We start from the raw sequence: 25,775 nt of genomic DNA, 5'->3' as shown, positions 1-25,775 counted from the left end.
AGTATGGCCCAACTCATCATCGTTTACTGGCGCGACATCCCGGCCCAGGTCATCGCCGAGCGGGGCCGGGGGCGCAAGCGCGAGCAGGCCAAGGTCGAGCTGCCCGTGCGCTTCACCCACGCCATCGACATGGCGGCGATGCGGGACGGCTCCGAAGACGAGGGCGCCTATCTCGAAGGCTGGCGCCGGGCCGATCCGGTCGAGTGCGGCGACGATCTTGAAGCCGAGGCTCAGGCGGCGGCAGATAAGCTGGAAGCAGAGTATGGCGGCGCGAAACTGAAAGCGCTGATCGCCAATGGTGGCAACATTTAAGCCTCTATTTCTCGCGTTCGCCGACGCTCTTCATGAATGATTATTTAAGAACACCGCGACCGCAACTGGCAATCCGTGGTGATGACTGTGACCGTTTCAGATTCTCTCTCGGCACACTTCCGTCATCTGTCATTCAGCGTCTAGAATGCATACCTCTCCCTCGCTATGAACTAATGGAAACTGGCGGCTGTTAGGACCGTTTCCCTGGTTCACGATCTCTAGAGGTATTGTGTATGGTCAAAATCGTCTGGCTGTCAGATTTGCACTTTGTCACTCAGGGTGACGTGCAGGGACACGATCCACGGTCCCGAATGCGGGCGTTGGTAGACTTCGTCAATCGGCACTATCGAGATTGCTCCTTTTGTATCATCTCCGGTGACTTGGCGGACCGGGCGACCGCACCAGACTACGCGCATCTCGCGGAATTTTTGGCACAGATTGAAATGCCCGTCTTTCCGATGGTCGGGAACCATGACAATCGCGATCTTGTTCGCTCCAATCTGCTGCTTCCGAAGAATTGCATGGCGGAGTTCATTCAGTTTTCCATTCCTACGCCAGATGGCCTGATGGTTTGTCTCGATACGCAGAAGGCGGGCTCCGATGCAGGAGAATTTTGCGCCGAGCGGACATCCTGGCTCAAGGGAGTGCTGGAAGCTGCCAAGGGCACATCAGTCTATTTATTCATGCACCATCCGCCGATGCGGCTAGGCCTGCCGATGCTGGATCCGGACAATATGCAAGATGGAGATGCGTTCCTGGACTTTGTTTCGGCGTTCCCGGAGGTCAAGCATCTTCTGATGGGGCATGTTCACCGTCCGATAGCTGGCACGGTGCGAGGCATCCCGTTTGCTTCGATGCGTGCGGTTCTGTATCAGGCGCCGCCGCCAGTGCCTGCGTGGGACTGGGACAGTTTTACACCAAGTAGGGAAGCTCCGAATCTCGGTATTATCACGATCGAGAATGGAGACCTGAACCTGCAATACATGCAGTTCTGCGAGTATTCTTTGGGAGCGCCAATGACGTCACTGCCTGAGCCTCATCCCGGCCAAATGGAGGAATGATGGGAAGCGCTTGGCCGAGTCACAACCGCATCCCATCAAATTATTTCAACGAACAAAAGATGGCGCTTCTGATTTACCTGCTCACTCAGTGAGTGATGAGGAGCGGGGCCGGCTTACCCCATTCGTTCGCCAGCCCGCACTGGCTCCGGCAGCCGGTTTTCCGGTGGGGCGAGCGGGCAAACCCAGTCTGGCGAGTGATAGCAGGACGGGTGATAGGCGAAGTTGAAATCGAGGATCAGCTTGCCGTCCGGCGTCTGGCCCAGATCGGCGCTCTTGATGCTGTCCAGCAGGTAGCGTCCGCCGCCATAGGTTTCGCTGCCGCTGGTGGCGTCGGTGAAGGGCAGGAAGGTGCCGCCGCCATAGCCCTCGATCCAGTAGATGGTCAGCTCGCGGCCGAGATTCGATGCCAGCCCCCGTGTGCGGGCGGCCGGGCGGAGTGAGATGTGACCGTCATTGCCGATCTCACCCGCCAGGACGTCCTCGTTTCCCGGCGCTTCCAAATCGACCTCGAAGCGCATTTCTGGATCGTAATCGAACAGTGGGATGGCGCCGTAATCGGCCCGGCGGTCTTTGTTGATGGGAGATTGCTCATGCTCGCAGAACAGCGCGTTCCGCGTGTTGCGCCATAGCAACCAGCCGGTCTTCGGATCGTTCGCCCGGCGGATGTCCGTATAGAGTTCGGCAATCCGGCGGCGCCAGTCAGCAAGCGAAACGGTTTTCATCACGGTCCCCCAACATTCTTCCAAACTGACATGGAGGATTCGGTCTCTGGGTGCATCTCACGGGCGCGTGAAGTCGTGGCGACACGATACCTGGCGCGGCTTGACCGCCTGGTCAGGGGCACCGAAGCTGTGTCTGCGAAAGACATCAAACCGGAGGACTCCTATGACCTGGATTGCGACCGTACCTTACGAAGAGGCGACCGGCCGGCTGAAGACGCTCTATGACCGGGTCAAGGGGCCGGACGACAATGTCGACAACATCATGATGGCCCATAGCCTGCGCCCCCATTCGATGGAAGGGCACATGCATCTTTACAAGTACGTACTGCATCACACCGGTAACAAGGTGCCGAAATGGATGTTGGAGGCGCTCGGTGTCTATGTCAGCCAGATCAACCAGTGTGGCTACTGCGTTGAACATCATTTCCAGGGCATGAAGCGTCTGCTGGCCGACGATGCCCGTGCCGACGCCATACGGGCGGCTTTTGAAGCCGACGCGCCAGAGCAGGCCTTCGAGGGAGCGGAGCTGGAAATGTGCCGCTATGCAGAGAAACTGACTCGCGATCCGGCCATGGTGAACGAGGCTGAAATCGAGGCTTTGCGCGCGGCCGGTCTCGATGACGGTCGGATTCTGGAGGTGAACCAGGTTATCAGTTACTTCTGTTACGCAAACAGAACGGTTCTCGGGCTGGGCGTTAGTACGGCCGGAGATATCATCGGCCTGTCACCGAATGAGTCGGATGATCCAGATAACTGGTCGCATACGTGAGACGCGCCGATACGCCATCCATTTGAGCAATGGGATCGCGAGATCCGGAACGATGCGTTGGAAGGCCTCTCCGCGCTGAACGGTTATAGCTCTACTTACCGGAATGGCCTGCCCGAACGCTGTCGTGTTGTCTTCGCGCAAGTGGTGGTGACTCTCGAAGAGAGCCGCGAAAATATACTGGCTCTATGTGTGCGAAACGCGGCGCACCGCGTTTCGCTGTGGCGCTAAAGTAGGGCCAGGGCTGTGATTGGCAGGAAACTGACCAGTGTCAGGGTGACGAACATAGCCAGTATGAACCATTTGCAATAGCCCATGACCTGCTCGATCCGGAGTCCGGTGGTTGAACACACAGTGAGGAGCACCGAGGCAACCGGCGGGGTTTGCTGACCAATGCCGAGATTAAGGCAGACGATGATCCCGAAATGCACAGGATCTATTCCCATCTCGTGGCTCAGCGGTAGCAGCATTGGAACGACTACGATGATGGCGGCAGAAGCATGCAGGAACATGCCAAGCAGCAGCAGGAAGCCATTGATCAGGAGCATCCGCAGGATGAAGTTCTCGGTCAGCCCACCGAGGCCGGAAGCTATGGCCTGTGGGATCTGCTCGTTCGCGAGATATTGTCCGAGTACTGCGGAGCCGGCGATTATCATCATCACCACGGAAGTTTGCCGGACCGTGATTGCGGTCAGCTCATAGACTTTCTTTGCTGTCAGGTCGCGGCGCAGGACCCAGCCATAGAAAAGCGCAGCGGCGGCGCCGAGGGCGGAGGCTTCCGTCGCAGTAACGAAACCACCGATAAGCCCGCCGACCACCAGCACAGGAATCAGCAAGGGAACCGCCGCGCCGACGAAGGCGAGGCCGAGGCGCCGAAGCTCGAAGCGTTCGTCGACTGGATGGTTCTCCCGGCGGGCAAAGATATAGCTCGTCATCATGAACGCCGCGCCCAACAACAGGCCCGGGATGATGCCAGCGACGAACAGATCCTTGATCGATGTGTTCGTTGTGACGCCATAGAGCACCATGGGGATTGAGGGCGGGATGATAATGCCGAGGGTGGCGCTGGTAGCCGTCACCGACGCCGCGAAGCTTTTTGGATAGCCCTGTTTCTCCATCGATGGGACGAAGATCTTCGACATCACCGCTGCGTCGGCGACGGCCGAGCCGGACATCTCGGCCATGAACATGGAAGTCACCACGTTCACGTGGGCGAGACCGCCGCGCATCCAGCCAACGAGTGCCCGGGCAAGCGCGATGATCCTGTCGGAGATTGAAGTTGCCCCCATCAACTCGCCCATGAAGATGAAGAGCGGGATCGCCAGCAGGACGACCTTGTTGACGCCGGAGAAAAGCTGGATGGGAGCCATGATCAGGTCAATGTCCGAGACCGCCATGGCGATGGCAGCCGCGATCATTAGCGAGAAACCGATCGGCATCCCGAAGAAGATTAAGGTCAAAAGCAGAACTACGACGATCCAGGCCATCAGCCTTGTTCCTTTTCGCTCAAGAAGCGGCGGATCACCGCAATCAACATCAACGCGGCCGCGATCGGCAGGATCAGCATGAACCAGCCCTGCGCGATTTCAGCGGTTTCGATCTCGGTCGCCCCGGAAATCCGGATCATCCGAACAGACTGCCAGCCGAGCATGACGAGGAACCCGGATATCAACAGGGTGTTTATCCCGTCAACGATCCTGCGCCCTAATCTCGGGAGGCGTTCCAGTACCATGTCGAACGCGATATGGCCTTCGCGGCGCATGGCAAGATAGGCTCCCAGAAATGCGACCCAGACCAGGAGCAGGCCCGGAACCTCGTCAGCGGTGACAACGACCCCGCTTAGCAGGTCCCGGACAGCGAGATAGGCAGGGCGAAGGCTCTCGAAGTCCTTCGCCATGTCCCTGAAGAGGCCCAGAATCAGATAGCGGTTCAGGACATTCAGGAACACGAAGGCCGAGGAGACGGTAAAGGCGATGATCGCCAGCGCCTCGGCCGCCCTATCGATCATCCGGAACATTAGTTCTTCGCCGTTTCGCGCACGAATTTCAGGTAGTCGTATCCCTGACTTTCGATATAGGCATCATAGCTCTTGACCGTCGCAGCCTGGAATTTCACGAGTTCTGCGGCGTTGAGTTCCGTTTTCGTGCTCATCTCAGCAATATATTCCTGCTCCAGTTCTTCGGAGATTTGATAGGCGCGATCCGTGATCGCCCGTCCTACTTCGACGAAAGCCGTGCGTTGCTCGTCCGTCAGGCTGTCCATGAAACGCTTGGAGGAGAGCAGGAAGGATGGGGTGTAGACGTGGCTCGTCAGGGAAAGGTACTTGGCGACCTCGAACTGCTTCTGTTCATAAAAGCCATAGATCGCCGCTTCAGCCCCATCGACGACACCGGATTGCAGGGCGGTGAAGGTCTCGCCCCAGGAAACGCTCTGCGGTTGCGCCCCGATCTGCTGGAACACGCCTTGACGGAATTTTCCGCCCGAAATACGGATCTTCAGGCCGTCCAGGTCGAAAGGTTCCGTGATTGGGCGCTTGGTGTTTAGAACATGGCGGAAACCGTTCTCGTAGACTCCGATAACGTTAACATTGCCGACTTCCTCGATACGCGCGCGGACTGCGTCCTCGAGCCCGGCGGCCATGGCACGACGAACATGCTCACGGTTGTAGAACAACCATGGCAGGTCGAAGACGCCGAGCTTCCTGTCGAGCTTCATCACGCCCGAGGCAACATTGATCATTTCGATCGCGCCGGCCTGGACATTGGCCATCAGGTCCTTCTCTTTGCCGAGCTGGCCGCTCGGGTAGAGCTTGAACACAAACTGGCCTGGTAGCCGATTCTCGATTTCCTCGGCGAAGAGCTTGGACTGAGCATGCAGGGGCGAGAACTCGGAGACATGACTTGCAATCCGGACTTCCCGGGCATCGGCCCAGGCAGCGGTGGCGGTTGCAGCAGTGACGATCACCGCCATAGCGGTGCGCGTGAATAGTCTCATTGTTTCTTCCTTGATAGAGTTTTCAGCGGATTTCGGTGTGGTAGTGGAATTGATCGGCGCGACCGCGGGAACGGCGCCATTCAATCGGTTTGTTGTCGTAGCCTTTGGCAAGCCGGTCGATGACCACGATAGGTGTTCCGGGTGCAACCCGAAGCAGGCGGGCTATTTCAGGAGCCGCTGCCTCGATCGTTAGCGCCTCCTCGGCCCTTGCGACGCGCTTCTGGCAAAGCGTGTCGTAGATTGGATAGATCAGGGCGCCGATGTCCTCAGCGGGCAGCTCGGCAAAAGCCTTGAAAGGCTCATGTTCTAGCCAGATCTCTTCCGCCACGACGGGCACATCTTCATGCAGACGGAGGCGGGAGATTGAGATGCCGGGGGTCGCCGGCGGCAATTCGAGGGCGAGCGCCGCGTGACTCGGTATGGGCTCAATCTCGCGCCTGAGAATGCGGCTCTCTGGAACAGTGATTTTTCCTGCCGGCCCGCGGAAGCGGAAGAAACGCATCAGGGATGTGTCGAAGCTGGGTTGGCGCACGAAGGTGCCCTTGCCCTGAAAGCGCTCAAAAACGCCTTCCGTGACCAAAACGTCCAGCGCTTTGCGCACGGTTCCGGGAGCCAAGCCAAATTCTTCCGCGAGTACGTTTTCCGATGGAGCCCGGTCCCCCGGCTTCAATCCGCCATCAATGACGGATTTGCGCAGGGTGTCTGCCAGTCTCTGATAAATCGGAATCCGGTCATCGCCGGTCAATGCTGATGCCGTCATTTTTTCCTCTCCTTGATTTCTATGCTTCTATATAGAACTATGGATGTCAAGGGAGAGCTTTATGAACCTGATTGGTGCAAATAGTTTGATGGGTCTGAACGCTGGCCGGTTCGACGGTCATGCGCATGTCTTCCGCGCCGATCTGCCCATGGCCGGAGGGCGGCGCTACTCGCCGGCCTATGATGCCCTGCCGGGTGATTTTTGCCGTCTGCTGAAGCAATTTGATCTCGATGGGGCACTGCTTGTGCAGCCGAGTTTTCTCGGTTCCGACAACAGCTACCTGTTAAAAGTGCTGGAGGATTATGCCGGGAGCGCGGAAGTGACCTTCCGAGGCGTTGCGGTACTCGATCCCGGGGCGCCGATTGACCGAGGTATGCTCCGGGAAATGGAAGCCCGCGGCGTTCTCGGCATACGACTTAATTTCCTGCGCAAGGCTGAGAGCTTTCGCTATGCAGACTGGGCTCCGGTGCTCGGCGAGACGGAAAAGCTCGGCTGGCATGTTGAACTGCATGTCGAATCAGAGCATCTGCCCGCCATCTTGCCACAGCTTACCGCACGTCATGAAAAGGTTGTGGTGGATCACTTTGGCCTCGTTGGGCCGGCCGGTGACTGCGCAGGAATGCAGGCTCTTTTCGCCCAGCCAAAGGATCGACTTTGGGTCAAGATCTCCGGCGCCTATCGCATTCTCCGCGGGAGTGACCGCAGCGGCGATGCCGTTGCGATGAAGGAGCTTCGTGCCCGCTATCTCGATCATTTTGGCCACGCGAAACTGGTTTGGGGCAGCGATTGGCCGTTTACACAATTCGAGGACCAGATGACATACGATCGGGCCTTCGCCTTCGCGGGTTGAACAATCTCAGAAAATTCGTCCTGAATGCGTAAGAACCATGGTTGAGGAGGGGACGGCAATCGCGAGGTGTGGTTGAAGCCCCATCCAAATTCCCCATATCCAATCCGGATACTCAAGCCAGACGGGAGGACAGGTGGCCGCTTTCTCAGCATTCATGCAAAGAGTTACCTTCGCATTTGGCCTAATCGGATCATTCGCGGTCGTCTCAGGCGCACATGCCAACGACATTACGGCGCAGTGGCCTGGCTGGAATGAGGTCTCTCCGGAAGTATTTCCCGACGAGACGTGGCTGCGTTATGAGGCGCCGGAAGACGCGGGCTGGTCCGCTGACGGGCTCGCTGCAGCGGCGGCTTATGCACAGGAGCACGGTTCGTCGGCGGGTTTCGTTCTTTATGACGGTGCCGTGCTGACGGAGTGGGGCGAGACCGAGCGCCGCTTCAAGTGCCATTCGGTGCGGAAGTCTCTAATGAGCGCGCTCTTCGGCATGGCGGTGGCGGAGGGAAGCATCAACCTTGACGAGTCCCTCGCCGAGATCGGGATTGATGACGATACGCCGCTGACCGACATGGAGAAGAGCGCGAAGGTCTCCGACCTCCTGAAGGCGCGCTCCGGTGTTTATCTGCCAGCGGCCTACGAGACTCGGAGCATGAAGCGGGGCCGGCCGGAGCGCGGTAGCCATGCGCCAGGCACCCATTGGTACTATAACAACTGGGATTTCAACGCGCTGGGGGCGATCTACAATCTAAAGACAGGGCGGGACCTGTTCGGTGATTTCGAGGCGCGTCTCGCCCGCCCGCTCGGCATGCAGGACTTCGATCTTTCCCACACCTATTATCATCTTGAAGCGCAAAATTCCCGATTCCCCGCCTACCCCTTCCGCATGTCGGCGCGCGATCTCGCCCGCTTCGGTCTGTTGTTTCTGAATGAAGGAAAATGGAGCGATCAACAGATCATTCCGGCGAGTTGGGTCGCGGAGAGCACGCGCTCCTATTCGGCCCGCAAGAGGGGTGGCGGCTACGGCTATATGTGGTGGACCTTTGGCAGGAAGCTTGGCGAGATGGGCACCTATGCGGCCCTTGGCTATGGCGGTCAGGCCGTTATTGTCGTGCCGGCCGCACGCCTCGTCTATGTGAACCGGGTCAACACCTATGATCGTCATCGCATGAGCACCAAGGCCATCGCTGATACACTGGTGCAGATCCTGAAAGCCCGCACCGGCCCGCCCAAGGCGGACCCGAAGCTGGTACCTGTTCCGGAGCTTGATCGCTCCCACGCCAGCGTCACCCTGACTGCGGACGAACGCGCGAGACTGACGGGCGCCTACCGGAGCGATCTTATAAATGCGCGTGTAACGGATGACGGCGACGGACTGGCGATTTCCGATCCTAACCAAGGCACGTTCCATCTTGTGCCCCAGGGGCCGACCTCATTTCTGATCGAGGGTTTCCAGCGCGAGGCGCAATTCGTCGAGAATGGGGCTGGAGAGATTACCGGACTCAAGATCGCAAAAGCGAAAGACGGTTGGAGCCTTGTCCCGAGGGTCGGCGACTAACCAGTCTAATCTGGAATGCCCATTCTCCAGATCGCACCCTCGCGTGACGATTTCGTTTCGGCGTCAGTTTCGCCTTGACCGCGCATGGGTGACTCCCTGTAAACAAACCGGCTCCGCTGAGACGGAAATCCACGTTTCCAATCCTAGAGAGCCCCGATCCCATGAAACCGATTGTCGCTGGGCTAGATTTCGGCACCTCGAATTCCGCCATCGGATACGCGTCCGGCAATGCCCTTGATCTGCACAGGTTCGAACATGGCGGCCAATCCGTCCCGACGGCCCTATTCTATGACGAGGAAGAGGGAGTGCTGGTCAGTGGGCACGATGCCGAGACACGCTTCTTGCAGGGGCATGAAGGCCGATATTTGCGGGCGCTGAAAAGCATCCTCGGCACCAGCCTGGCCGATGACGTGACCCGGATGGGAGCCCGTTCATGGCCGTTCCGTTCTCTGCTCACCAGTTTTCTGATCGCGGTGAAGAAGAGTGTGGAGACTGCGTCCGGTGGTGAGATTGCCGGATTGGTCGCCGGGCGGCCGGTCCGTTTTGTCGACGAAGACGAGACGCGCGACAAACGGGCGGAGACCTTGCTGCGTGAGGTGCTGGAGGAAGCAGGTTTTGGGCCGGTACATTTCGTCTTTGAGCCAGTCGCTGCCCTGATCGACGCAGAAGCGGCGATGCAGGACCCGGTCTATGTCCTCGTTGCAGACATTGGCGGTGGCACCTCTGATTTCACCCTGGCGCGCCGGTCAGCGGATGGCGGTTCCAAAGAGGTTGCCGGGTTCGAGATTCTGGCCAATCACGGTGTGCATATCGGCGGCACGGATCTTGACAAGCGGCTGTCGCTGAAGGCCGTCATGCCTGCTTTTGGTTATGGCACGGAGATGAAGGCGCTGACCTCCGACGTCATGTTGCCTGTGCCGGCGAGCTATTACAGCGACCTTGCCACCTGGCAGAAGATCCATTTCTGCTACACCTACGCCATGAAGCAGGACGTCCGCGAGGTCATGCGGCAGGCGGTCGATCCGGAGAAGATCGAGCTGTTGCTGGAGCTGCTGGAACGGCAGCTCGGCCACCGGTTGGTGAATGCTGTGGAAGGGGTGAAGATCGCCCTTAGCGACAAAGACGCGGCGGTGCTTGATTTCCCCTATATCGACGACCTGCCCGCCATCGAGGTGGACCGGGTTGCCCTGGCGCAGCATTTCGCGCCGCTGGAGCAACAGGTCGCCAAGGCCGCCGAGGAGACACTGGCCATGGCCGGTGTGCGGCCTGAGGATGTCGGGCATATCGTCCTGACCGGTGGCTCCACCCTGCTGCCGGACATGCGCCGGGTCATCACGGGCTGCGTCCCCGCCGCTCAGATTGTCCCGTCCGATCCCTTCACGGCAGTGGCAAAGGGCCTGACGAAGGCCGCACATCGGGTGTTTCCAACGGCGTAAACCTCTTTAATCGTTTTATCCTGGCCGGAGAGCTGGGACGTTGACGATCATAGGGTGGCGCCTTTCTTCCCCTGAGTCTCCGCGTGCGCGGGAATGTTGGTTCGGGTGTGTGATTGCGTGACCCGCGCGTTGGCTCAGTTACCGAACAGTTTTTTCAGCCCTTCGCCGGCTTTCTCCAGCTCCTTGCTGGTGTCTTCGACCGCTTTCTTTGCATCGTCGACGGCCTTCTTGGCGCCTTCCACGTCGGTCGGCAGCTTGCCGCCATTGATCTTGCCGAGATTCTGCTTCAGCGCCTCAAGTGTCTTGCCAACTCCGATGCTCGCGGCCGCTCGGCTGGCGGCGTCGGTCAGGGCTGCTACGACCTGGGCGGCTACTTCCTCGGGTGTCGCCCCGCCGGACTCCTTGCCAATATTCGTAAGGGTAATATCGGGTAATTTGGCTTCCAGCGCTTTGCTTTGGTCGAGCAATGAGGCGGCGATCGTCACGGTGCCGCCGCGAATCTTGAGGCTTTCGATGATCAGCTTCTTATCCGTGCCGTCGCTTTCCCCAGAGGAGGAGGCACCGGACGAGCCGCTCCCGCCGCCGCTGTTCTTTTTCACGTTGTCCGAGATGGTGCCGATATTGTTGCCGCCAGATGCCAGTTCGTAGGTAACTGCCGGTCCATCGACCGCGATCTCCTTGATCACGATCACCGGCTCGCTGACGCTTGCGGTGTCCAGTGCAACGCTTATCCCGCCGAGCGATATCGCATTATCGCTATTGAAGCCGGATGGGTTACCCACCGCCAACCCGTTTATCGCGGCCCGACCGTCCAGCACCTCGATTTTTACCCCGGAGACTGTCACTGGTACTCCGGCGACGCGGGAGCCCTGCTCCTCGATCACGTCCTTGACGAGTGAGTCGAGATTGCCAAACACGAAGACCACGACGGCAACCACCGCCACTAACAGGACCGCGGCAACCGCCCCCACAATGATCCCCAAACGTTTCATCGTCTTACTCCGGATCTGGCGCAGGCCACAGAGCCGCGCGATTGCATTTTTTGCTCCTGGCGCGAGTCTAGGCTGGTCGCATGATGAGGTCCAGAGCGAGACGAGCCCGTTCGCTTTTCGCAACCGTCAGACCTCGGATCGACATCCTTGACTCCTGACCTCAATCAATATTCAATTTTCTGAATTCAGAATTCAGTATGCGAAACTGATATGCAGACGTTAGCCGCCAAACCGGATCTCACCGCACTTGCCCACGAGGCCATACGGGATGCCATCATGGCACTGGATCTTGCGCCGGGAGCGCCACTTGCGCAGGAGGACCTTGCCGCGCGATTGGGGGTAAGCCGCCAGCCGGTCAGTCATGCGCTGGCGATCTTGCGACGCGAAGGTCTGGTCGTTGATCGCGGACGCAAGGGCTATATGGTTGCGCCGATTGATGCTGATCGTCTGCTCGGGCTGTATCAGGTTCGCGGCGCCATCGACCGGCTGGCTGCTCGCCTCGCGGCAGAGCGGATTGGGCGTGCCGAACGGCCCGGCGAGCGTTTAACGCCTATCTTACGGGAAGGGCGGGCGGCCGGCGCCATCGGTGACATTGATGCATTCCTTAAAGCGGATCTCGATTTTCACCGCGCTATCCATGATCTCTCCGGCAATACCGAAATCGATATGGTTGTCGGCAATTTCTGGCCGCACATGGTGCGGTCGATGCGGGTTGTTCTTGAGGACCGGGTGCAATGGCCGGACACTCTGGATGATCATGACGCGATCGCTGATGCCGTCCTGTCCGGTGATTCGGAAAGGGCGGGACGGTTGGCGTTCGAACACACGGATCGGACCGGGGCCATGACATACAGGCGTTTGAAACAGGAATAAGGCCGAAACCAGACTTAAAGAAAAGCCGAATGGCTGCAAAAAGCGAGAGTATCGCAGGGAAGGGAGCTCCAATGAAGCTGACACAAGACGAACTGAAAAAGTTCGATGAGGACGGATATCTGTTCTTCCCGGGGCGTTTTACCCCGGAGGAGGCGACTCTGATGAAGTCAGAGGCGGATAAGATCTACCAGACCGAGCGCAAGGAAGTCTGGCGCGAGAAGTCGGGCGTCGCCCGGACGGCATTCGCTGCCCACACCTACAACGAGACATTCCGCAGACTGGGCGCTCATCCCCGTCTCATCGAGCCGGTGCAGCAGGTGCTCGACGGATCGACCTACATGCATCAGTTCAAGATCAACGCCAAGGCCGCATTCGATGGCGAGGTCTGGCAATGGCACCAGGATTACGGCACCTGGCAGCGTGACGACGAGATGCCGGAGCCTAGGGCGATGAACATCGCGGTTTTCCTAGACGACGTGACTGCGGCCAACGGCCCTCTCCTGTTCATTCCCGGCAGTCACAAGCAGGGAGTTGTCGCCGCAGGCCATGACCTCGAGACGACATCCTATCCGCTCTGGACTCTGGATCGCGAAACCGTATCGGCTCTGGCCGACAAGGGGGGGTGCGTGGCGCCGACAGGGCCGGCCGGAAGCGTGCTGATGTTCTCGTCCCTGCTGGTCCATGCAAGCCCGCCGAACATCTCGCCCATTGGACGGACCATCGTCTATCTGTCCCTGTGCCATGTCGACAATCACATCCGTGCCTTCAACCGGGAAGAATGGATCGCACACCGCGATTTCACGCCGATCGAAGCGCTGGGAGATGATTGTTTCGATGCGTTGATCAATACAGAAACCCAGGCGGCGGAGTAATATAATATGTTTATTTATCAGGATCTTCTTGACCGTGCCGCCGCAGGTGCACCGGTGCGTGTGGGGTTAATCGGGGCCGGTAAGTTCGGCAGCATGTTTCTCTCGCAGGTTCCGACGACTCCGGGGCTGGAAGTCGCATGGATAGCCGATCTGGCCCCCGACCGGGCCAGAGCTGCGTGCCGGTCTGTCGGCTGGCCGGAAGAATTGACGGAAGCGACACGCTTCGCCGACGATTCAATGGAAATGATCAGGGCCGGCACGGCCGACGTGATTGTCGAGGCAACCGGTATTCCGTCGGTTGGCCTCGTGCATGCGCGGGAGGCGATCCGGAACGGGACGCATATCGTCATGGTGAATGTCGAGGCGGACGTGCTCGCCGGACCGCTTCTGGCGGAAGAAGCCCGGCGTGCCGGCGTGGTCTATTCCATGGCCTATGGCGATCAGCCCGCGCTCACGTGCGAGCTCGTGGAATGGGCCCGCTCGACGGGGTTCGAGGTCGTTGCCGCCGGGAAGGGGACGAAATTCCTGCCTGCCTATCATGCATCGACACCGGACACGGTCTGGGACTTTTACGGCCTCACCAGCGAGCAGGCCGCCGCCGCCGGTATGAACAGCCAGATGTTCAACAGCTTCCTGGACGGCACCAAATCGGGGCTCGAGATGGCGGCCATCGCCAACGCGACCGGCTTGACCCCGCCGCCGGACGGTTTGCGGTTCCCGCCTGCCGGGATGGACGATCTCGCCCACGTCCTGCGCCCGGAATCCGACGGTGGTCAACTTGCCGTCAAGGGACAGGTCGAGGTGGTCTCCTCCCTGGAGCGGGACGGGCGTCCTGTGTTCAAGGATCTGCGCTGGGGCGTCTATGTGGTGATCGAGGCGCAGACAGACTACGCCGCTGCCTGTTTCCGGCAATATGGCATGAACACCGACGCGTCCGGCCGGTACTCCGCCATGTTCAAGCCGTTTCATCTCATCGGTCTCGAACTCAACATGTCGATCCTGTCCGCTGCGATTCTGAACCGACCGACCGGCGCGACCCAGGGTTTCAGGGGCGATGTGGTTGCAACAGCAAAGCGGAACCTGAAGGCGGGAGAGATGCTCGACGGCGAAGGCGGGTTCACCGTCTGGGGCAAGCTCTACCCGGCTGAAACCTCGTTGAAAGAGGGCGGATTGCCAATCGGGCTGGCACACAACGTCAAGCTGAAATCCGGCATCCAGGAAGGCCAGATGATCCGCTGGTCCGATGTCGAGGTGGACGAGACCGCCGATGCGATCCGGATTCGGCGTGATATGGAGAAGCAGTTCGCCTAAAGGTGAACCCTATCGGGACAGAAAGGGAGGGGAGCCGGGCCAACGCGCATGGTCCCCCTCCACGCTTTTGGCGTTGACCATCTTCGGACACGGTTGAGCTGACCGGTGCACCGTCGGAGAGCACATGCCGTGCGCATGCGTTTCCCTGTCTGGAGATCCGGCCCGACCCGGCGATATCGCTGCATCCATGATGCAACGCGCGTGGCTTGGGTCTCAGCTCAGCGTTGCCAGCAGGCCAGCCATCAGCTTGCCGCGCTCGGCGAGGCTCTCGACCTCGATATGCTCATCCAGCGTATGCAGCCCGGCGCCGCGCGGGCCGAGGGAGTCGAGCGTCGGGATGCCCATCGCGCCGGTGAAATTGCCGTCCGAGCCGCCGCCCGCCATATGGGCCGTGATCTCGAAACCCAGATCCCCGGCGAGGCTTTTTGCATGCTCGAACAGCGCCTTGTCGGCAGCGCTCGGCTCCCAGACTGGCCGGGTGACGCCGCGCGCGACGTTAAAACCCACTTCAGCATCCGGATCGTGCAGCGCCAGCATCTTCCCGACGCCCGCATCCAGATCCGCCTGCCGCTTAGCCATGGACAGCGCCTCGGCCGAGCAGCCCGAGGGCACGCAATTCACATGGAGCTGGTCCGAGGTCACGCAGCCCACCGAGAAGGTGCAGCTATCGGTGCTCATCTCCTCGATCTCGAGAATGCGCCGGGCCATTTCCCGCACCGCCGAGCGCCCGAGGCGCGGGTCGACGCCCGCATGGATCGGGGTGCCGATGGTCCGGAGGTTGAAACGCGCAATGGCATAGCGGCCCCAGACGAGCCCGCCGTCGGGGCGGGCCGGCTCGGGGACGAGCACGTATTTCTGGGTCCGCGCCGTGGCTTCGATCAGCTCCCGGGTCGCGGGCGTGCCGATCTCCTCGTCCGGCGTGAACAGCACGGTGACGGGCAGCGGCGTCTCGATGTGCGCGGCAGCCATCTGCCGGATCGCTTCGAGCGACAGATAGTTGCCGCCCTTCATGTCCTGAATGCCGGGCCCCCAGCACCTCCCGCCCTCGCGCCGGTAGGGGAGGCGGGCCAGCGTGCCGACGGGGTGCACCGTGTCCATGTGCCCGGCAATCAGGATGCCCGGCTCACCCGCCCTGGGATGCGGGAAGCTGGCGCGTACGCAGCCGCCAAGGCCCATGCGCCCGGGAATGCGCTCTATCGTGGCGCCCATGGCAACGAGGTCATAGCTCGCAAGGTCGATCATCCGGTCGACCGAAGCCGCATCATGGGTCGGACTCTCGCATTCGATCCACGGGCGGAGACCGGCGCACATGGCGTCGGCGTTGAAAGGCAGGGCGTTGAAGTCCATGGTGGTTCTCCGCAGTTAGGGAAGTGAGGCGGGGGGCAAGGGAAGGAGAGGATAGGTCATTCGATTCGGTGGTGGGAATCCGTCTGCCGGACTTGGCTCGGATTCCATATGACCATTGTCGATGCCCTGTGAAAAGCCGGATCCCAGTTCTTCGGCGGGGATGACGGTCGAAGAGGAAATGGAGGAATTGAGCAACGCACGCCCCAACTTAGTGAGGATCATGTAGCTGAGGAGTTAGCGGGCGAAGTAAGTCGCGTGTCCCTGTAATTGTCTGTAATTCGGATAAGAGGTTGATATTGATAGAAGGTTTTCAACATCTAGCTTGGCAATGCAGGTCAAGGCGGATGATCGTATTGCGAAACGTAATCTTGAATACCACAAAAACCTTGTATTCTTCGATATTCATTTAAAGTAAATCTCTGTAACATTTCTCCGTCGAAATATATAGAGTGTTGATTTGGAAAAAATGAACATGATATAACTTTGAATGTGTGAATGGACGGTATTGAGAGGAAAATTATGTAGATTGCAATAAATAAAATTCCTAAATATCGAGCTATGAAAAATCTAGAGTTGTTTATTCTATAGTATGCGCGAAGCAGTTCCATTTTATTTTTTTTAAGTGAATCTTCTGCTGTTGATATAGAAATTTCGTCTATTTTGTAATCTTCAACAAGATCAGAAAAGAATTTTATGCTTCGCCGAGCCTCAAATTCGGTAGTTGGAATATAGGCAGACAGGTATGGTACATCCTTATTGGCCTTATTTAGGCTAATCGTCCGATTTCTAATTTTTTCAATAGACTTCCAGAAGTATTTTTTCCTAGATAGAAAGAACGCGATTGCAATGTCCGAATGACTATTTGGAAATGTCGCGCAAAAATCTTCAGCATCGGCATGGTTTCTAACAATATTTGGGCAAAAAATGTAGCATAGTAAAAACGCTAATAGTGCAAAAAAACTCCCAAAATATATAAATCGCAATTTCCAAGTCTGATTTATTAAGTAAATACTTTTGTTTATTGCTAGTTCGTTAAAATATTCACTGAATAAGATAAAATATCCAAAAATGGAAATGCTGATCAATATAATGCTTATTTTATTATTTGTAATCGTATATATATTTCTCCATTTCGCTGCATTATCAATTTTGTTTATGAGGCGGAGAGATTTTTGATGCAAAAACAGAGAGATACTTTTGACCAGCATAAAATTTCACCAATTAGATGAGGCAGATTGCCAAACGATATTGTGCTGGAGGGATGTTTACAACTTTTGCGAAAAAATCGAAACTCTGCCCTGCGACGAAAACACCGTCGCCTATCGCGAAGGGAGCGTCACTGGTCGTGCGAAAAATTCGGCAATGCTCTAATGACTAGGAAGGCTTTTGCAGACAATTATTCTGCTCTAGAGCAGCACCGCCTAGTTGCAACGGGTTTCTGAGTGGTCGGCTAATGGTGAAGACGACTACAAAGCGCTGCCATTGGGTGTCTCAAGCCTATTTGCGTCATTTTGCAGCGGATGAAGGCAAGAGAAAGGTCTGGCGGTTCAGCAAGAATGTCGGTGATCCTGAATTAAGGCGCATCGACAAGGTAGCCGTGAAGTTTCACCTATATGCGCCGCTTCGTGCTAACGGGCAGCGCGATGACAAACTGGAACGTAAACTCAGCGAACTTGAGCGATTTTTCGGTGACCCGGTATGGAAGGCAATATCTACCGGCGAAGTCGATCTGACTTGGGAGCCCGTTAGAAAATTACTGGCTCTGATTGTTGCTACGACCTTTGAGCGCAATCCGACCCAGTTCAAGACTTGGAAGTCGATGCACGCACAGTTTGTTGAGCAAATATCGCAATTCGACAGCCTTCCTAGCCACGTCGCTATAGGCAACGTCACGCGAAAAGTCGATCAGGCTAGCTGGCGATCCTACCGTGAGGCTAGCGAAGAAGACTTAAAGGCTGCTTGGAACGACAATGTAGCGATCGCCGGAGGGATCGGACCGGTGTTGCTCGACATGCGAATGGCAATAGTAGTCGCCAAAAAACCTGCATTCATAACGTCTGATCACCCTGTAACGATTGTGCATCCATCTCTGGAGTTTCGGGGGATCAGAGACCCCGAAACGAAAATTATTTTTCCTCTGAGCCCCACTCGGTTGCTCTATTTGGATAACCGGCACAATGAGCCGGACGGTGCTTACTACGCACTCTCGAACGACAATCCGGCATCGGCCAACTATCTGGTTTGGCGCAATGCCATAGACTACATGTTCTCGTCGCGGCATCCAGATGAGGTATCCGCCGAAATGTTGGCGGATGCTGGCGGACTCTGTGGCTATTAAGGGGATACGAACCAAGTTCAGGGAGGAGTTAGCGGAGGATTAAGGGGACACGTTGCTTAGTTCATTGGTAGAGATCCCTCATCCCGGACCTGATCCGGGATCCATATCTCCGCCGCCCTTACCCCATGAAAAGCTGGCCCCCGGCTCTCCGGCCGGGATGACGGCCGTGTGGTATTTCGTCCGGACGCAAACCTACCCCCGCCGCCGTCTCCGCCGTCCGCCATCTTCGCCCGACTTCACCGCCACTCTCGGTACCGGCATCTTCACCGCCGCTGACAGTTTCGGGTACGGGTCCGTCTTGTGCGGCAGGGCCATGGCGCCGACGAAATGTTCCTGGAAGCGCGGCTCGACGGCGGTTTCCACCTTTTCGATGGTGCGCACCACCCACTCGATTTCCTTGCGGGCCTGACCGTTCAGCAGGGCGATGCGGGCGCCTGTACCCGCCGCGTTGCCGACGGAGACGACGTGTTCCAGCTCGCAGTCCGGGATCATGCCGAGGACCATGGCGTATTTCGGGTCGATATGGCTGCCGAAGGCGCCGGCCAGCACCACACGGTCGACAGACTCCACGCCGAGCCGGTCCATCAGCAGGCGCGATCCGGCATAGAGCGCGGCCTTGGCGAGCTGGATGGCGCGGACGTCGCCCTGCGTCACCGAGACGGTGTCGCTGATCCGGTAGGAGAAGGTGCGGCCGTCCGGGAAGACGCGGTCGGACTTTTCCGCCAGCGCGCCATCAATCATGCCGTCGGTGGTGATCATGCCGGCCAGGAACATCTCGCCAATGGCCTCGATGATGCCGGAGCCGCAGATGCCACTGATGCCGAGTTCCTCGACCGTTTCCTGGAAACCGTCCTCGTCCGACCAGCGGTCGGTGCCGATGATCTGGAAGCGCGGCTCCAGCGTCTCTGGATCGATCCGCACGCGCTCGATGGCGCCGGGCGCGGCGCGCTGGCCGCTGGAGATCTGGGCGCCCTCGAAGGCCGGGCCGGTCGGGCTGGAACAGGCAAGCAGCCGGTCCCGGTTGCCGAGCACGATCTCCGCATTGGTGCCCACATCGACGATCAGGGTGATCTCGTCCCGCTTGTAGGGCGTTTCGGACAGCACCACGGCGGCTGTATCCGCGCCGACATGGCCCGCGATGCAGGGCAGGGCATAGACCCGGGCGCCCGGATGCAGATAAAGATCCATCTCGGCGGCGGTCAGCTCGACGGCGGTATCGACGGTGAGCGCGAAGGGCGCGCCGCCCAGCTCCGTCGGATCGATGCCGAGCATCAGGTGATGCATCACCGGGTTGCCGACAAAGACCAGATCGACGATCTCGTCCGATCCGGCGCCGATCTCGGCCGCCGTCTGAGTGGCGAGGTAATTCACAGCTTCGCGCACGACGCGGGTCATTTCCTCGTCGCCGCCGGGGTTCATCATGACATAGGAAACCCGGCTCATCAGATCTTCGCCGAAACGGATCTGCGGGTTCATGGTTCCGGCCGAGGAGAGCACCTTGCCGGTCGCCAGATCGCAGAGATGGCCGGACATGGTGGTGGAGCCGATATCGACGGCAAGGCCGTAGATCTTCTCCCGGAAGCCCGGCCAGACGCCGACCACCCGGTCATTGCCCCGGAGCGCGACCGTGACTTTCCATGCGCCGTCGCGCAGGGCTTTCTGCAGGCTGGTCATGACCGCGTAATCGCAGCTCACATCGTCGGCGATGCCCCAGTTCGGCCATTGCTCGCGCAGGCTCTCGCACAGGCGGCGGAAGTCACTCGACTGGTCATGCAAGTCCGGCTCGCGGACATCGACATAATGCAGGTGGGTGACCGGCCGGATCTCGATATCCCGGACCTCGGCCCGCTTGCGCACGACCTGCCGGTGGACCTGGCTTTCCGGCGGAATGTCGATCACGCAATTGGCCAGAACCTTGGCGTTGCAGCCAAGACGGCGGCCCGGTTTCAGGCCGCGTTTCTCGGCATAGCGCTGCTCGGACTTGGTTGTCTCGCTGATGCTGCTGGCGCGCGAGGTGATTTGGAATTTGGCGAACTCGCCTTCCGACAACTGGATCTGGCAGCGCCCGCACATGGACCGGCCACCGCAGACGGAGTCGAGATCGACGCCGAGAGAGCGGGCGGCGTCGAGCACGGTGGTTTCGGGCGGCACGAAACCGCGCCGTCCCGAGGGCGTGAAGACGACATAGACGTCCTCGGCGGGAGCCTCCGGGGTGCTGTCAGTTTCGATCTGGGTCGCCGATGCTGCGTTCATGCCAAATGTCTATTCCGCCTCCGCCCTAAGCCCTAAGCCCTGCGCCGCCGCCGCTCACGGCCGCCGCGCGCGCCGACCGCTTCGCCTTCCGCCGGTTGTTCGCGGAAGCGCTTGATCCAGCGACGGCATTCCGGGTCATGCCCCATCATCACGTCGGCGCCCAGCACCGCGCCCATTTCCTCCGCATGCAGAGGGTTCATGATGGCCGATGTCATGCCTGCATGAATCGCCATTGAGAGGAAAGCGGCGTTCATGGCGTGCCGGTTCGGAAGCCCGAAGGAGATGTTGGAAGCGCCGCAGGTGGTATTCACCTTCAGCTCGTTCCGGAGCCGGCCGATCAGGTCAAAGGCGGAGCGGCCCGCGAGATTGATCGCGCCGACCGGCATGATCAGCGGATCGACGACGATATCCTCGCGCGGGATGCCGTGATCAGCGGCATGCTCGACGATCTTCTTTGCCACCTCGTAGCGTACATTCGGGTCTTCGGAGATGCCGGTCTCGTCATTTGAGATAGCAACCACGGCGGCGCCGTATTTCTTTACCAGCGGAAGAACGGCCTCAAGCCGCTCTTCCTCGCCGGTGACCGAGTTCACCAGCGCCTTGCCCTGATAGACGGCCAGACCGGCTTCGAGAGCATCGACGATGGAGCTGTCGATGGAAAGCGGCGTGTCGGTGAGGGACTGAACCAGCTTGATGGACTCGGCGAGGATCGCGGGCTCGTCCGCCATCGGGATGCCCGCATTGACGTCCAACATGTTCGCACCGGCCTCGACTTGGGCGAGAGCATCCGCGCGGACCCGGCTATAGTCGCCAGCCGCCATTTCCGCCGCCAGCAGTTTGCGGCCTGTCGGGTTGATGCGCTCGCCGATGACGCAGAACGGACGCTCGAAACCGATCACGATTTCCTTGGTTGCCGAGCTGATGACGGTATCGGTCATTCCGGTTTTTCTCCCTTGATGCGGCTGACGAGACGGGTCAGGAAGCCGCGGCCGTCTTTCCGGCCAAAGGGGCCGTTTCGAAGCCCCCCTTGTTGTTGAGGCTGAAATCGCCTGCCGCGACCTGATCGACCCAGGAAACGGTCTTGGCGAGGCCGCCGAACGGATAGAAATGCAGATGCCGGATCAGGCAGTCCGGATCGGCCTGGATGCCGTCCGCGAGGCCGACCAACAGCTTGTCCGGAGCCTGCACGGTGAGCAGGCGGGCAATATTCCGTGTCTGCCGTGTCAGCACCCGCATGGACGGGCCGATACCGGAGACCTGGGCGAATTTCAGCAGGGTCTTCAGGCTGGCGAGGCCAGGCACACCAATATGGATCGGCAGCGCATTGCCTGCATCGCGGATGCTTTTTTCCCATTTCAGGATCGCGCCCGCATCAAAGCAGAACTGGGTCTCGATATATGTGTCGATCCCGGTCTTCGTAGCCCAGTCGTTTTTGGCGGTGAGGGCGGTGGCGAGACCGTCGTCGGAAATGTCGGGGGAGCCTTCGGGATGGCCGGCAACGCCGACCTTGCGGATGCCTGTCGCTTCCAGACGGCCGCTCCGCAGAACGTCCATCGTCTCGGCATAGGGGCCGGCCGGGGTGCTGACTCCGCCACCGATGACGAGGACGTCGGTCACGCCGGCCTCGTCGGTCAGGCCTTCGAGGTAAGCCGCAAGCTCAGCTTCGCTCTGAATGTTGCGCGCTGCGATATGTGGAACGGGTTCCATACCCTCGGCTCGAAGCCTACGGCAAACCGCTACCGTGTCCGAAATGGAGGAGCCTGGGAGCTGGGTCACATTGACTGTGGTTCCGGCCGGCAACAATGCGCCGAAATCGTCCACCTTGGTGGCGGAACCGGGCGTGGTCTCAACCGAGAAGCCCCGCACCAGAGTCTGGATATCCGTCATGCTCGCGGTCATCGCCGTCTCCTCAGATATCTTTGGCGCCTGATCGCGCTGTTCTTGGGATTTAAGGGCAGATGTGTGAATTCAATGGCTGTCCCGCGTCACAACTTCTCCCAATTGCGACACGCACCGCAAATTGCTCTCATTTGAGGCAGGGAGGTATATCCGTAAACGGGCACGCCGCGGGTGCCGCCCTGACGCCCCGACCGGGGGCACGCGGGCGAGACTTTTGTGCTCCACGAAACATGCGCTTATACCTACAGATATTATCTACGCAGTCCTGTTCAGCTGCCCGGTGCTTTACCAGTCATGATCGAAGCCTTCTTCTCGATTTCCGCCCTGGCCGTCTTCACGGCCATCCTGTTCACCCGGATCGGCCGGTCAGAGGTCTGGCGGGCGATGGTGGCGCCTTTGGCATCAATCATCGGAAGCGGCTTTCTTGTATCGGCGCCTCTGCTGGGGCGGGAGCTTGGCGGCTTTGCGATCCTGGGCATTGCCGGTCTCTGCGCCTTCGCTTGGGCCATCGGCGGCGCTGTCCGCTACAATATCTTGCATGTCGAGCCGCTGCTGGAGCAGGCATTGCCGCCCCGCAATGTTGCGGTGCTGGAACGGCTGAGCGCTTTCACCCTGTTTTTCGCCTATGTGATCTCGGTTGCCTACTACCTAGCGCTCCTCGGCGCTTTTGTCGTGAAAGAGGCGACCGGCGCCGCCGACCCGGTAATGGCGAAATTAATCGCGACAGCATTGCTGGGCCTGATTGGCTGGCTCGGTTGGTCCGGTGGCATCAGGAAAGTGATTCAGATTGAATCCGGTGTGGTCGCCCTGAAACTAGCGGTCATCGGCGGTTTCCTGGCCGCGCTTGCCGCCTATGGCTGCGGGCTTCTCTGGGAGGGAGCGTCAGTCATGCCGCCGGAGCCGCGCGGGGACTGGGGTAGTGTGCCGGTATTGCTCGGTATGCTGATCATGGTGCAGGGCTTCGAAACCTCACGCTTCCTGGGCGAGGAATTCGGCCGTGAAATGCGTGTCCGGACCATGCGCTACGCTCAGTTTGCCGCGACCGGGATCTATGTCGCTTTCTTCGCGCTGCTGTCGCCTTTGATAAGTGCGGCGATGGAAGGGAGGGGCGAGACGGCGGTGATGGATGCGGCTTTGCTGGTCTCTCCGCTGTTGCCGCTGGCGCTGACGCTCGGCGCCGTTGCCAGTCAATTCAGTGCAGCTGTCGCCGATGCCATCGGAGGCGCGGGGCTCGCGCATGGCGCCACCCGGCGGCTGACCGGGCATCAGGTCTACCCGGTGCTGGTTTTCGTCTCAGCGCTGGTGCTGTGGGAGACCGATATCTACGAAGTGATCGCTCTCGCGAGCCGGGCATTCGCCGTTTATTACATGCTGCAATGCGCGATTGCGGCCATTGTCACGGCGAAAGCTGGCGGAGATCGTTCTGCTATTGCAGGACGGATACTTCTCACCCTGCTCTGCGCCGGTGTGGCCGTCTTCGGCATTCCCGCCGAATAGCGGGGATGCCTGATTCCGTATGGGGTTTGTTCTAAGATGCGGCGGCGATCAATCGCTTTGTGCTGCAACCAGGGTGTTGTCGTCCCGGGAAACGGCAATGCGTTGCTCCAGCGCCGGCAGTAAGGCGGCGAAACGCTTCAACTCATTACCTTTGAGCTTTTCGCCCGCCGGGAGTTTCACGCTCATCGGGTTCCGCTGGCGGCCATTCTCCAGCACTTCGTAGTGAAGGTGTGGGCCAGTGGAGCGTCCGGTCGAACCGATATAGCCGATGGTCTGGCCCTGCTTCACCCGGGAGCCCTTCGTCAATCCGCGCTTGTAGCCGGACATGTGGGCATAGGCCGTCTTGTAGGTGCTGTTGTGGCGAATGCGGATGTATTTACCGTAACTGCCATTGCGGCCGATGTAATCAATGACGCCGTCGCCGGCTGCCATGATGGGGGTTCCCGTCGGTGCCGCGAAATCGGTGCCGCGATGCATCTTGGTGTAGCCGAGGATCGGATGCTTGCGCTTGCCGAAGCCGGATGACAGCCGGGCGCCGTTCACTGGTGTGCGCATCAGCGTCTTGCGCACGGACTGGCCTTTGCGGTCGAAGTAATCTGTCACGCCGTTTTTGGGTGTGTAGCGGAAATAGGCGAGTGCTTTTCCGGAGAGGGTCATCGCCGCGTAAGTGATGTCGCCGGTCCTGACAAGCGTGCCGTCACCAGTACGTTGCTCGTCGTAGAGGACTTCAAACCGGTCGCCCTTCTGGATGTCACGCTGGAAATCGACATCGAAGCTAAAAATTCGGATCATGTCATGCAGCACTGCGACAGGAATACCGGCATCGACTGCAGCGACATAAAGACTGGAGCGGATTGTACCTGCGCCGAACGCATCGCCGCGCTGCAGGGCCTTTTCCTTGACGTCGGCCGTATAGGCGCCGTCATCTGTATAGCGCACCTGAATGGTGCGGACCGGATCGGCCTTGAAAGAGAGTGAGACCAGACTGGGGGACGTTTTCGTGTCCGCCGGATCTTCAAGAGACAGCTCAAACAATTGGCCGATCTGCATCCGGCGCGGGTCGTAAACCTCGCTAAGAGCCTCAATGGCGGCATGCGCTTCGCGCTTGTCGACTTGGTTTTTAGTCAGCAGCTTCATCAGTGTGTCGCCTCGCTCAACTTTGACCGCGCGGGTCTCGAGCGTTGGCGTGCTGCCTTCGGGTGAGGCAATGGCGAAACTGTTCGCGCTTGATGCCTCGGCCGTTGTCGGATCGGTGTCGGGCGCACCGACAGTCCCAAACATGGCGAAGCCGCCGATGCCTGCCAGGAGTAGGGAGCCAAGTACGCCGGCAGCTAAGGCAGAACGAGTGCGAACCCGCTGTGTCATGTATGCGATCCCGAAATATACGATGTTTCGCGTGATTCTGTTGCGCATAGTTCGCGAAGTCAAGGCTAACCACAATTGAATCAGTGTCCTGATGCGCAAACTTAAAGCGGAAAATTAAACCGTGAGCATGGCTCTGGGAAATCCCGGATAGGCTGCAGGGGGCTCGCCGGTATAACTGGGGGGCGTCATCACGTGTTTTGCGTCCCCTATATAGTGCTCTTCCATGTTGGGTTCTCTTTAAGTGTCCCCAAGGAGCTTGTGGTCCATCCAACCGGGCACCCGGAAGGCTGACTCCGGAGTCAGGATGGTCTACCGCCAGGGAGCACTTTTGGGAGTCGCTGTTCTAATCGGTTGCCATTCGGGCTGTTAAGACGAGCTTGAACGCTCTCTCAGATAATCTGGACAGGGGGAATGGCGGAAATGCGGGAGTTTTTGGATTATTTTTTTATGATCGTCATTTTTTTGCAAATAAGTGTTTGACGGTTTGTTGGGGTGGGTCGTATAAGGCGCCTCCCGTTGCGGAGCGGACCACTGAGTGGGGCGCGGCGGCGGGGGCCGAAGTCTCTGGAATGGTT

The 25,775-nt window shown here is 59.0% G+C and carries 23 protein-coding genes; 11 read left to right on the top strand and 12 right to left on the bottom strand.

The genetic code is table 11. The annotated features are described in order from the left end of the window. Nucleotides 1-3 precede the first annotated feature (3 nt). Both ABJ076_RS09440 and ABJ076_RS09435 read left to right on the top strand, forming a co-directional pair. A complete protein-coding gene (locus tag ABJ076_RS09440) occupies nucleotides 4-312 on the top strand; it encodes a virulence factor (protein ID WP_348187939.1) in 309 nt (102 codons plus the stop codon). Nucleotides 313-545: 233 nt separating this feature from the next. Continuing rightward, nucleotides 546-1,373, top strand: coding sequence for a metallophosphoesterase (locus ABJ076_RS09435; protein WP_348187937.1), 828 nt, complete (start codon nucleotides 546-548; stop codon nucleotides 1,371-1,373). A 113-nt stretch (nucleotides 1,374-1,486) separates the two neighbouring features. On the opposite strand, the gene ABJ076_RS09430 is transcribed toward ABJ076_RS09435, so the two are convergent. Next, a complete protein-coding gene (locus ABJ076_RS09430) occupies nucleotides 1,487-2,095 on the bottom strand; it encodes a DUF1684 domain-containing protein (protein WP_348187934.1) in 609 nt (202 codons plus the stop codon). Nucleotides 2,096-2,258: 163 nt separating this feature from the next. Here ABJ076_RS09430 and ABJ076_RS09425 point away from each other — a divergent pair, with 163 nt between their 5' ends. Continuing rightward, the gene (locus ABJ076_RS09425) at nucleotides 2,259-2,864 is read left to right on the top strand and encodes a peroxidase-related enzyme (RefSeq protein ID WP_348187931.1); all 606 of its coding nucleotides are present in this window, start codon (nucleotides 2,259-2,261) and stop codon (nucleotides 2,862-2,864) included. Nucleotides 2,865-3,088: 224 nt separating this feature from the next. Here ABJ076_RS09425 and ABJ076_RS09420 read toward each other — a convergent pair whose 3' ends face one another. From ABJ076_RS09420 to ABJ076_RS09405, 4 genes are read right to left on the bottom strand one after another with little or no spacing between them, the layout of a single operon-like run. Then, nucleotides 3,089-4,348 (bottom strand): TRAP transporter large permease, encoded by a 1,260-nt coding sequence (locus ABJ076_RS09420; RefSeq protein WP_348187928.1) that lies wholly within the window; start codon nucleotides 4,346-4,348, stop codon nucleotides 3,089-3,091. Beyond that, on the bottom strand, nucleotides 4,348-4,878 hold the full coding sequence (locus tag ABJ076_RS09415; RefSeq protein WP_348187926.1) for a TRAP transporter small permease: 531 nt from the start codon (nucleotides 4,876-4,878) through the stop codon (nucleotides 4,348-4,350). The genes ABJ076_RS09420 and ABJ076_RS09415 overlap by 1 nt, the downstream gene beginning before the upstream one ends. Continuing rightward, on the bottom strand, nucleotides 4,878-5,855 hold the full coding sequence (locus tag ABJ076_RS09410) for a TRAP transporter substrate-binding protein (RefSeq protein WP_348187923.1): 978 nt from the start codon (nucleotides 5,853-5,855) through the stop codon (nucleotides 4,878-4,880). Before ABJ076_RS09410 ends, ABJ076_RS09415 begins: the two co-directional genes overlap by 1 nt. A gap of 22 nt (nucleotides 5,856-5,877) precedes the next feature. Then, the gene (locus ABJ076_RS09405) at nucleotides 5,878-6,615 is read right to left on the bottom strand and encodes a GntR family transcriptional regulator (protein ID WP_348187921.1); all 738 of its coding nucleotides are present in this window, start codon (nucleotides 6,613-6,615) and stop codon (nucleotides 5,878-5,880) included. A 61-nt stretch (nucleotides 6,616-6,676) separates the two neighbouring features. On the opposite strand from ABJ076_RS09405, the gene ABJ076_RS09400 reads away from it, so the two are divergent. The 3 genes from ABJ076_RS09400 to ABJ076_RS09390 all read left to right on the top strand — a co-directional run bounded on the left by ABJ076_RS09400 (nucleotide 6,677) and on the right by ABJ076_RS09390 (nucleotide 10,453). Further along, on the top strand, nucleotides 6,677-7,465 hold the full coding sequence (locus ABJ076_RS09400) for an amidohydrolase family protein (RefSeq protein ID WP_348187918.1): 789 nt from the start codon (nucleotides 6,677-6,679) through the stop codon (nucleotides 7,463-7,465). Nucleotides 7,466-7,598: 133 nt separating this feature from the next. Beyond that, on the top strand, nucleotides 7,599-9,017 hold the full coding sequence (locus tag ABJ076_RS09395; RefSeq protein WP_348187915.1) for a serine hydrolase: 1,419 nt from the start codon (nucleotides 7,599-7,601) through the stop codon (nucleotides 9,015-9,017). A gap of 161 nt (nucleotides 9,018-9,178) precedes the next feature. After that, nucleotides 9,179-10,453 (top strand): Hsp70 family protein, encoded by a 1,275-nt coding sequence (locus tag ABJ076_RS09390; protein ID WP_348187913.1) that lies wholly within the window; start codon nucleotides 9,179-9,181, stop codon nucleotides 10,451-10,453. Between the two features lie 134 nt (nucleotides 10,454-10,587). Here the strand turns inward: ABJ076_RS09390 and ABJ076_RS09385 are convergent, their stop codons facing one another. Next, the gene (locus tag ABJ076_RS09385) at nucleotides 10,588-11,445 is read right to left on the bottom strand and encodes a hypothetical protein (RefSeq protein WP_348187910.1); all 858 of its coding nucleotides are present in this window, start codon (nucleotides 11,443-11,445) and stop codon (nucleotides 10,588-10,590) included. A gap of 210 nt (nucleotides 11,446-11,655) precedes the next feature. Between ABJ076_RS09385 and ABJ076_RS09380 the strand changes: the two genes are divergently transcribed. From ABJ076_RS09380 to ABJ076_RS09370, 3 genes are all read left to right on the top strand, one after another. Then, a complete protein-coding gene (locus ABJ076_RS09380; protein WP_348187908.1) occupies nucleotides 11,656-12,318 on the top strand; it encodes a GntR family transcriptional regulator in 663 nt (220 codons plus the stop codon). 71 nt (nucleotides 12,319-12,389) lie between these two features. Beyond that, the gene (locus ABJ076_RS09375; RefSeq protein ID WP_348187905.1) at nucleotides 12,390-13,190 is read left to right on the top strand and encodes a phytanoyl-CoA dioxygenase family protein; all 801 of its coding nucleotides are present in this window, start codon (nucleotides 12,390-12,392) and stop codon (nucleotides 13,188-13,190) included. A gap of 6 nt (nucleotides 13,191-13,196) precedes the next feature. Next, complete coding sequence (locus ABJ076_RS09370) at nucleotides 13,197-14,501, top strand: Gfo/Idh/MocA family oxidoreductase (protein WP_348187903.1); 1,305 nt, start codon at nucleotides 13,197-13,199, stop codon at nucleotides 14,499-14,501. A gap of 213 nt (nucleotides 14,502-14,714) precedes the next feature. Here the strand turns inward: ABJ076_RS09370 and ABJ076_RS09365 are convergent, their stop codons facing one another. Next, nucleotides 14,715-15,848 carry a M20/M25/M40 family metallo-hydrolase gene (locus ABJ076_RS09365; protein ID WP_348187901.1) on the bottom strand — a complete coding sequence of 378 codons (1,134 nt, stop codon included), beginning with the start codon at nucleotides 15,846-15,848 and terminating at the stop codon, nucleotides 14,715-14,717. Nucleotides 15,849-16,183: 335 nt separating this feature from the next. Beyond that, the gene (locus tag ABJ076_RS09360; RefSeq protein WP_348187898.1) at nucleotides 16,184-17,056 is read right to left on the bottom strand and encodes a hypothetical protein; all 873 of its coding nucleotides are present in this window, start codon (nucleotides 17,054-17,056) and stop codon (nucleotides 16,184-16,186) included. Nucleotides 17,057-17,301: 245 nt separating this feature from the next. Between ABJ076_RS09360 and ABJ076_RS09355 the strand changes: the two genes are divergently transcribed. After that, nucleotides 17,302-18,186 carry a DUF4238 domain-containing protein gene (locus ABJ076_RS09355; protein WP_348187895.1) on the top strand — a complete coding sequence of 295 codons (885 nt, stop codon included), beginning with the start codon at nucleotides 17,302-17,304 and terminating at the stop codon, nucleotides 18,184-18,186. A gap of 192 nt (nucleotides 18,187-18,378) precedes the next feature. On the opposite strand, the gene ABJ076_RS09350 is transcribed toward ABJ076_RS09355, so the two are convergent. From ABJ076_RS09350 to ABJ076_RS09340, 3 genes are read right to left on the bottom strand one after another with little or no spacing between them, the layout of a single operon-like run. Next, nucleotides 18,379-20,439, bottom strand: a complete 2,061-nt coding sequence (locus ABJ076_RS09350; protein WP_348187892.1) for an ASKHA domain-containing protein — start codon at nucleotides 20,437-20,439, stop codon at nucleotides 18,379-18,381. 32 nt (nucleotides 20,440-20,471) lie between these two features. Further along, entirely contained in the window at nucleotides 20,472-21,377 is a 906-nt protein-coding gene (locus ABJ076_RS09345; RefSeq protein ID WP_348187890.1) for a methyltetrahydrofolate cobalamin methyltransferase, read from the bottom strand. A 37-nt stretch (nucleotides 21,378-21,414) separates the two neighbouring features. Continuing rightward, nucleotides 21,415-22,338, bottom strand: a complete 924-nt coding sequence (locus ABJ076_RS09340; RefSeq protein ID WP_348187887.1) for a methylenetetrahydrofolate reductase — start codon at nucleotides 22,336-22,338, stop codon at nucleotides 21,415-21,417. 294 nt (nucleotides 22,339-22,632) lie between these two features. Here ABJ076_RS09340 and ABJ076_RS09335 point away from each other — a divergent pair, with 294 nt between their 5' ends. Then, nucleotides 22,633-23,835, top strand: coding sequence for a hypothetical protein (locus ABJ076_RS09335; RefSeq protein ID WP_348187885.1), 1,203 nt, complete (start codon nucleotides 22,633-22,635; stop codon nucleotides 23,833-23,835). A 48-nt stretch (nucleotides 23,836-23,883) separates the two neighbouring features. Here the strand turns inward: ABJ076_RS09335 and ABJ076_RS09330 are convergent, their stop codons facing one another. Next, entirely contained in the window at nucleotides 23,884-25,200 is a 1,317-nt protein-coding gene (locus ABJ076_RS09330) for a peptidoglycan DD-metalloendopeptidase family protein (protein ID WP_348187883.1), read from the bottom strand. Nucleotides 25,201-25,775 lie beyond the last annotated feature (575 nt).

Origin of the sequence: Nisaea sp., assembly GCF_039990255.1 — a bacterium.
Lineage (GTDB): Bacteria > Pseudomonadota > Alphaproteobacteria > Thalassobaculales > Thalassobaculaceae > Nisaea.
This window is presented reverse-complemented; position numbering and strand designations above follow the sequence as displayed.

Bases quoted from the DNA above. Each gene is read 5' to 3' on its own strand.
- ABJ076_RS09440 (WP_348187939.1), top strand. From the start codon at position 4: ATGGCCCAACTCATCATCGTTTACTGGCGCGACATCCCGGCCCAGGTC.
- ABJ076_RS09435 (WP_348187937.1), top strand. From the start codon at position 546: ATGGTCAAAATCGTCTGGCTGTCAGATTTGCACTTTGTCACTCAGGGT.
- ABJ076_RS09430 (WP_348187934.1), bottom strand. From the start codon at position 2,095: ATGAAAACCGTTTCGCTTGCTGACTGGCGCCGCCGGATTGCCGAACTC.
- ABJ076_RS09425 (WP_348187931.1), top strand. From the start codon at position 2,259: ATGACCTGGATTGCGACCGTACCTTACGAAGAGGCGACCGGCCGGCTG.
- ABJ076_RS09420 (WP_348187928.1), bottom strand. From the start codon at position 4,348: ATGGCCTGGATCGTCGTAGTTCTGCTTTTGACCTTAATCTTCTTCGGG.
- ABJ076_RS09415 (WP_348187926.1), bottom strand. From the start codon at position 4,878: ATGTTCCGGATGATCGATAGGGCGGCCGAGGCGCTGGCGATCATCGCC.
- ABJ076_RS09410 (WP_348187923.1), bottom strand. From the start codon at position 5,855: ATGAGACTATTCACGCGCACCGCTATGGCGGTGATCGTCACTGCTGCA.
- ABJ076_RS09405 (WP_348187921.1), bottom strand. From the start codon at position 6,615: ATGACGGCATCAGCATTGACCGGCGATGACCGGATTCCGATTTATCAG.
- ABJ076_RS09400 (WP_348187918.1), top strand. From the start codon at position 6,677: ATGAACCTGATTGGTGCAAATAGTTTGATGGGTCTGAACGCTGGCCGG.
- ABJ076_RS09390 (WP_348187913.1), top strand. From the start codon at position 9,179: ATGAAACCGATTGTCGCTGGGCTAGATTTCGGCACCTCGAATTCCGCC.
- ABJ076_RS09385 (WP_348187910.1), bottom strand. From the start codon at position 11,445: ATGAAACGTTTGGGGATCATTGTGGGGGCGGTTGCCGCGGTCCTGTTA.
- ABJ076_RS09380 (WP_348187908.1), top strand. From the start codon at position 11,656: ATGCAGACGTTAGCCGCCAAACCGGATCTCACCGCACTTGCCCACGAG.
- ABJ076_RS09375 (WP_348187905.1), top strand. From the start codon at position 12,390: ATGAAGCTGACACAAGACGAACTGAAAAAGTTCGATGAGGACGGATAT.
- ABJ076_RS09370 (WP_348187903.1), top strand. From the start codon at position 13,197: ATGTTTATTTATCAGGATCTTCTTGACCGTGCCGCCGCAGGTGCACCG.
- ABJ076_RS09365 (WP_348187901.1), bottom strand. From the start codon at position 15,848: ATGGACTTCAACGCCCTGCCTTTCAACGCCGACGCCATGTGCGCCGGT.
- ABJ076_RS09360 (WP_348187898.1), bottom strand. From the start codon at position 17,056: ATGCTGGTCAAAAGTATCTCTCTGTTTTTGCATCAAAAATCTCTCCGC.
- ABJ076_RS09355 (WP_348187895.1), top strand. From the start codon at position 17,302: ATGGTGAAGACGACTACAAAGCGCTGCCATTGGGTGTCTCAAGCCTAT.
- ABJ076_RS09350 (WP_348187892.1), bottom strand. From the start codon at position 20,439: ATGAACGCAGCATCGGCGACCCAGATCGAAACTGACAGCACCCCGGAG.
- ABJ076_RS09345 (WP_348187890.1), bottom strand. From the start codon at position 21,377: ATGACCGATACCGTCATCAGCTCGGCAACCAAGGAAATCGTGATCGGT.
- ABJ076_RS09340 (WP_348187887.1), bottom strand. From the start codon at position 22,338: ATGACCGCGAGCATGACGGATATCCAGACTCTGGTGCGGGGCTTCTCG.
- ABJ076_RS09335 (WP_348187885.1), top strand. From the start codon at position 22,633: ATGATCGAAGCCTTCTTCTCGATTTCCGCCCTGGCCGTCTTCACGGCC.
- ABJ076_RS09330 (WP_348187883.1), bottom strand. From the start codon at position 25,200: ATGACACAGCGGGTTCGCACTCGTTCTGCCTTAGCTGCCGGCGTACTT.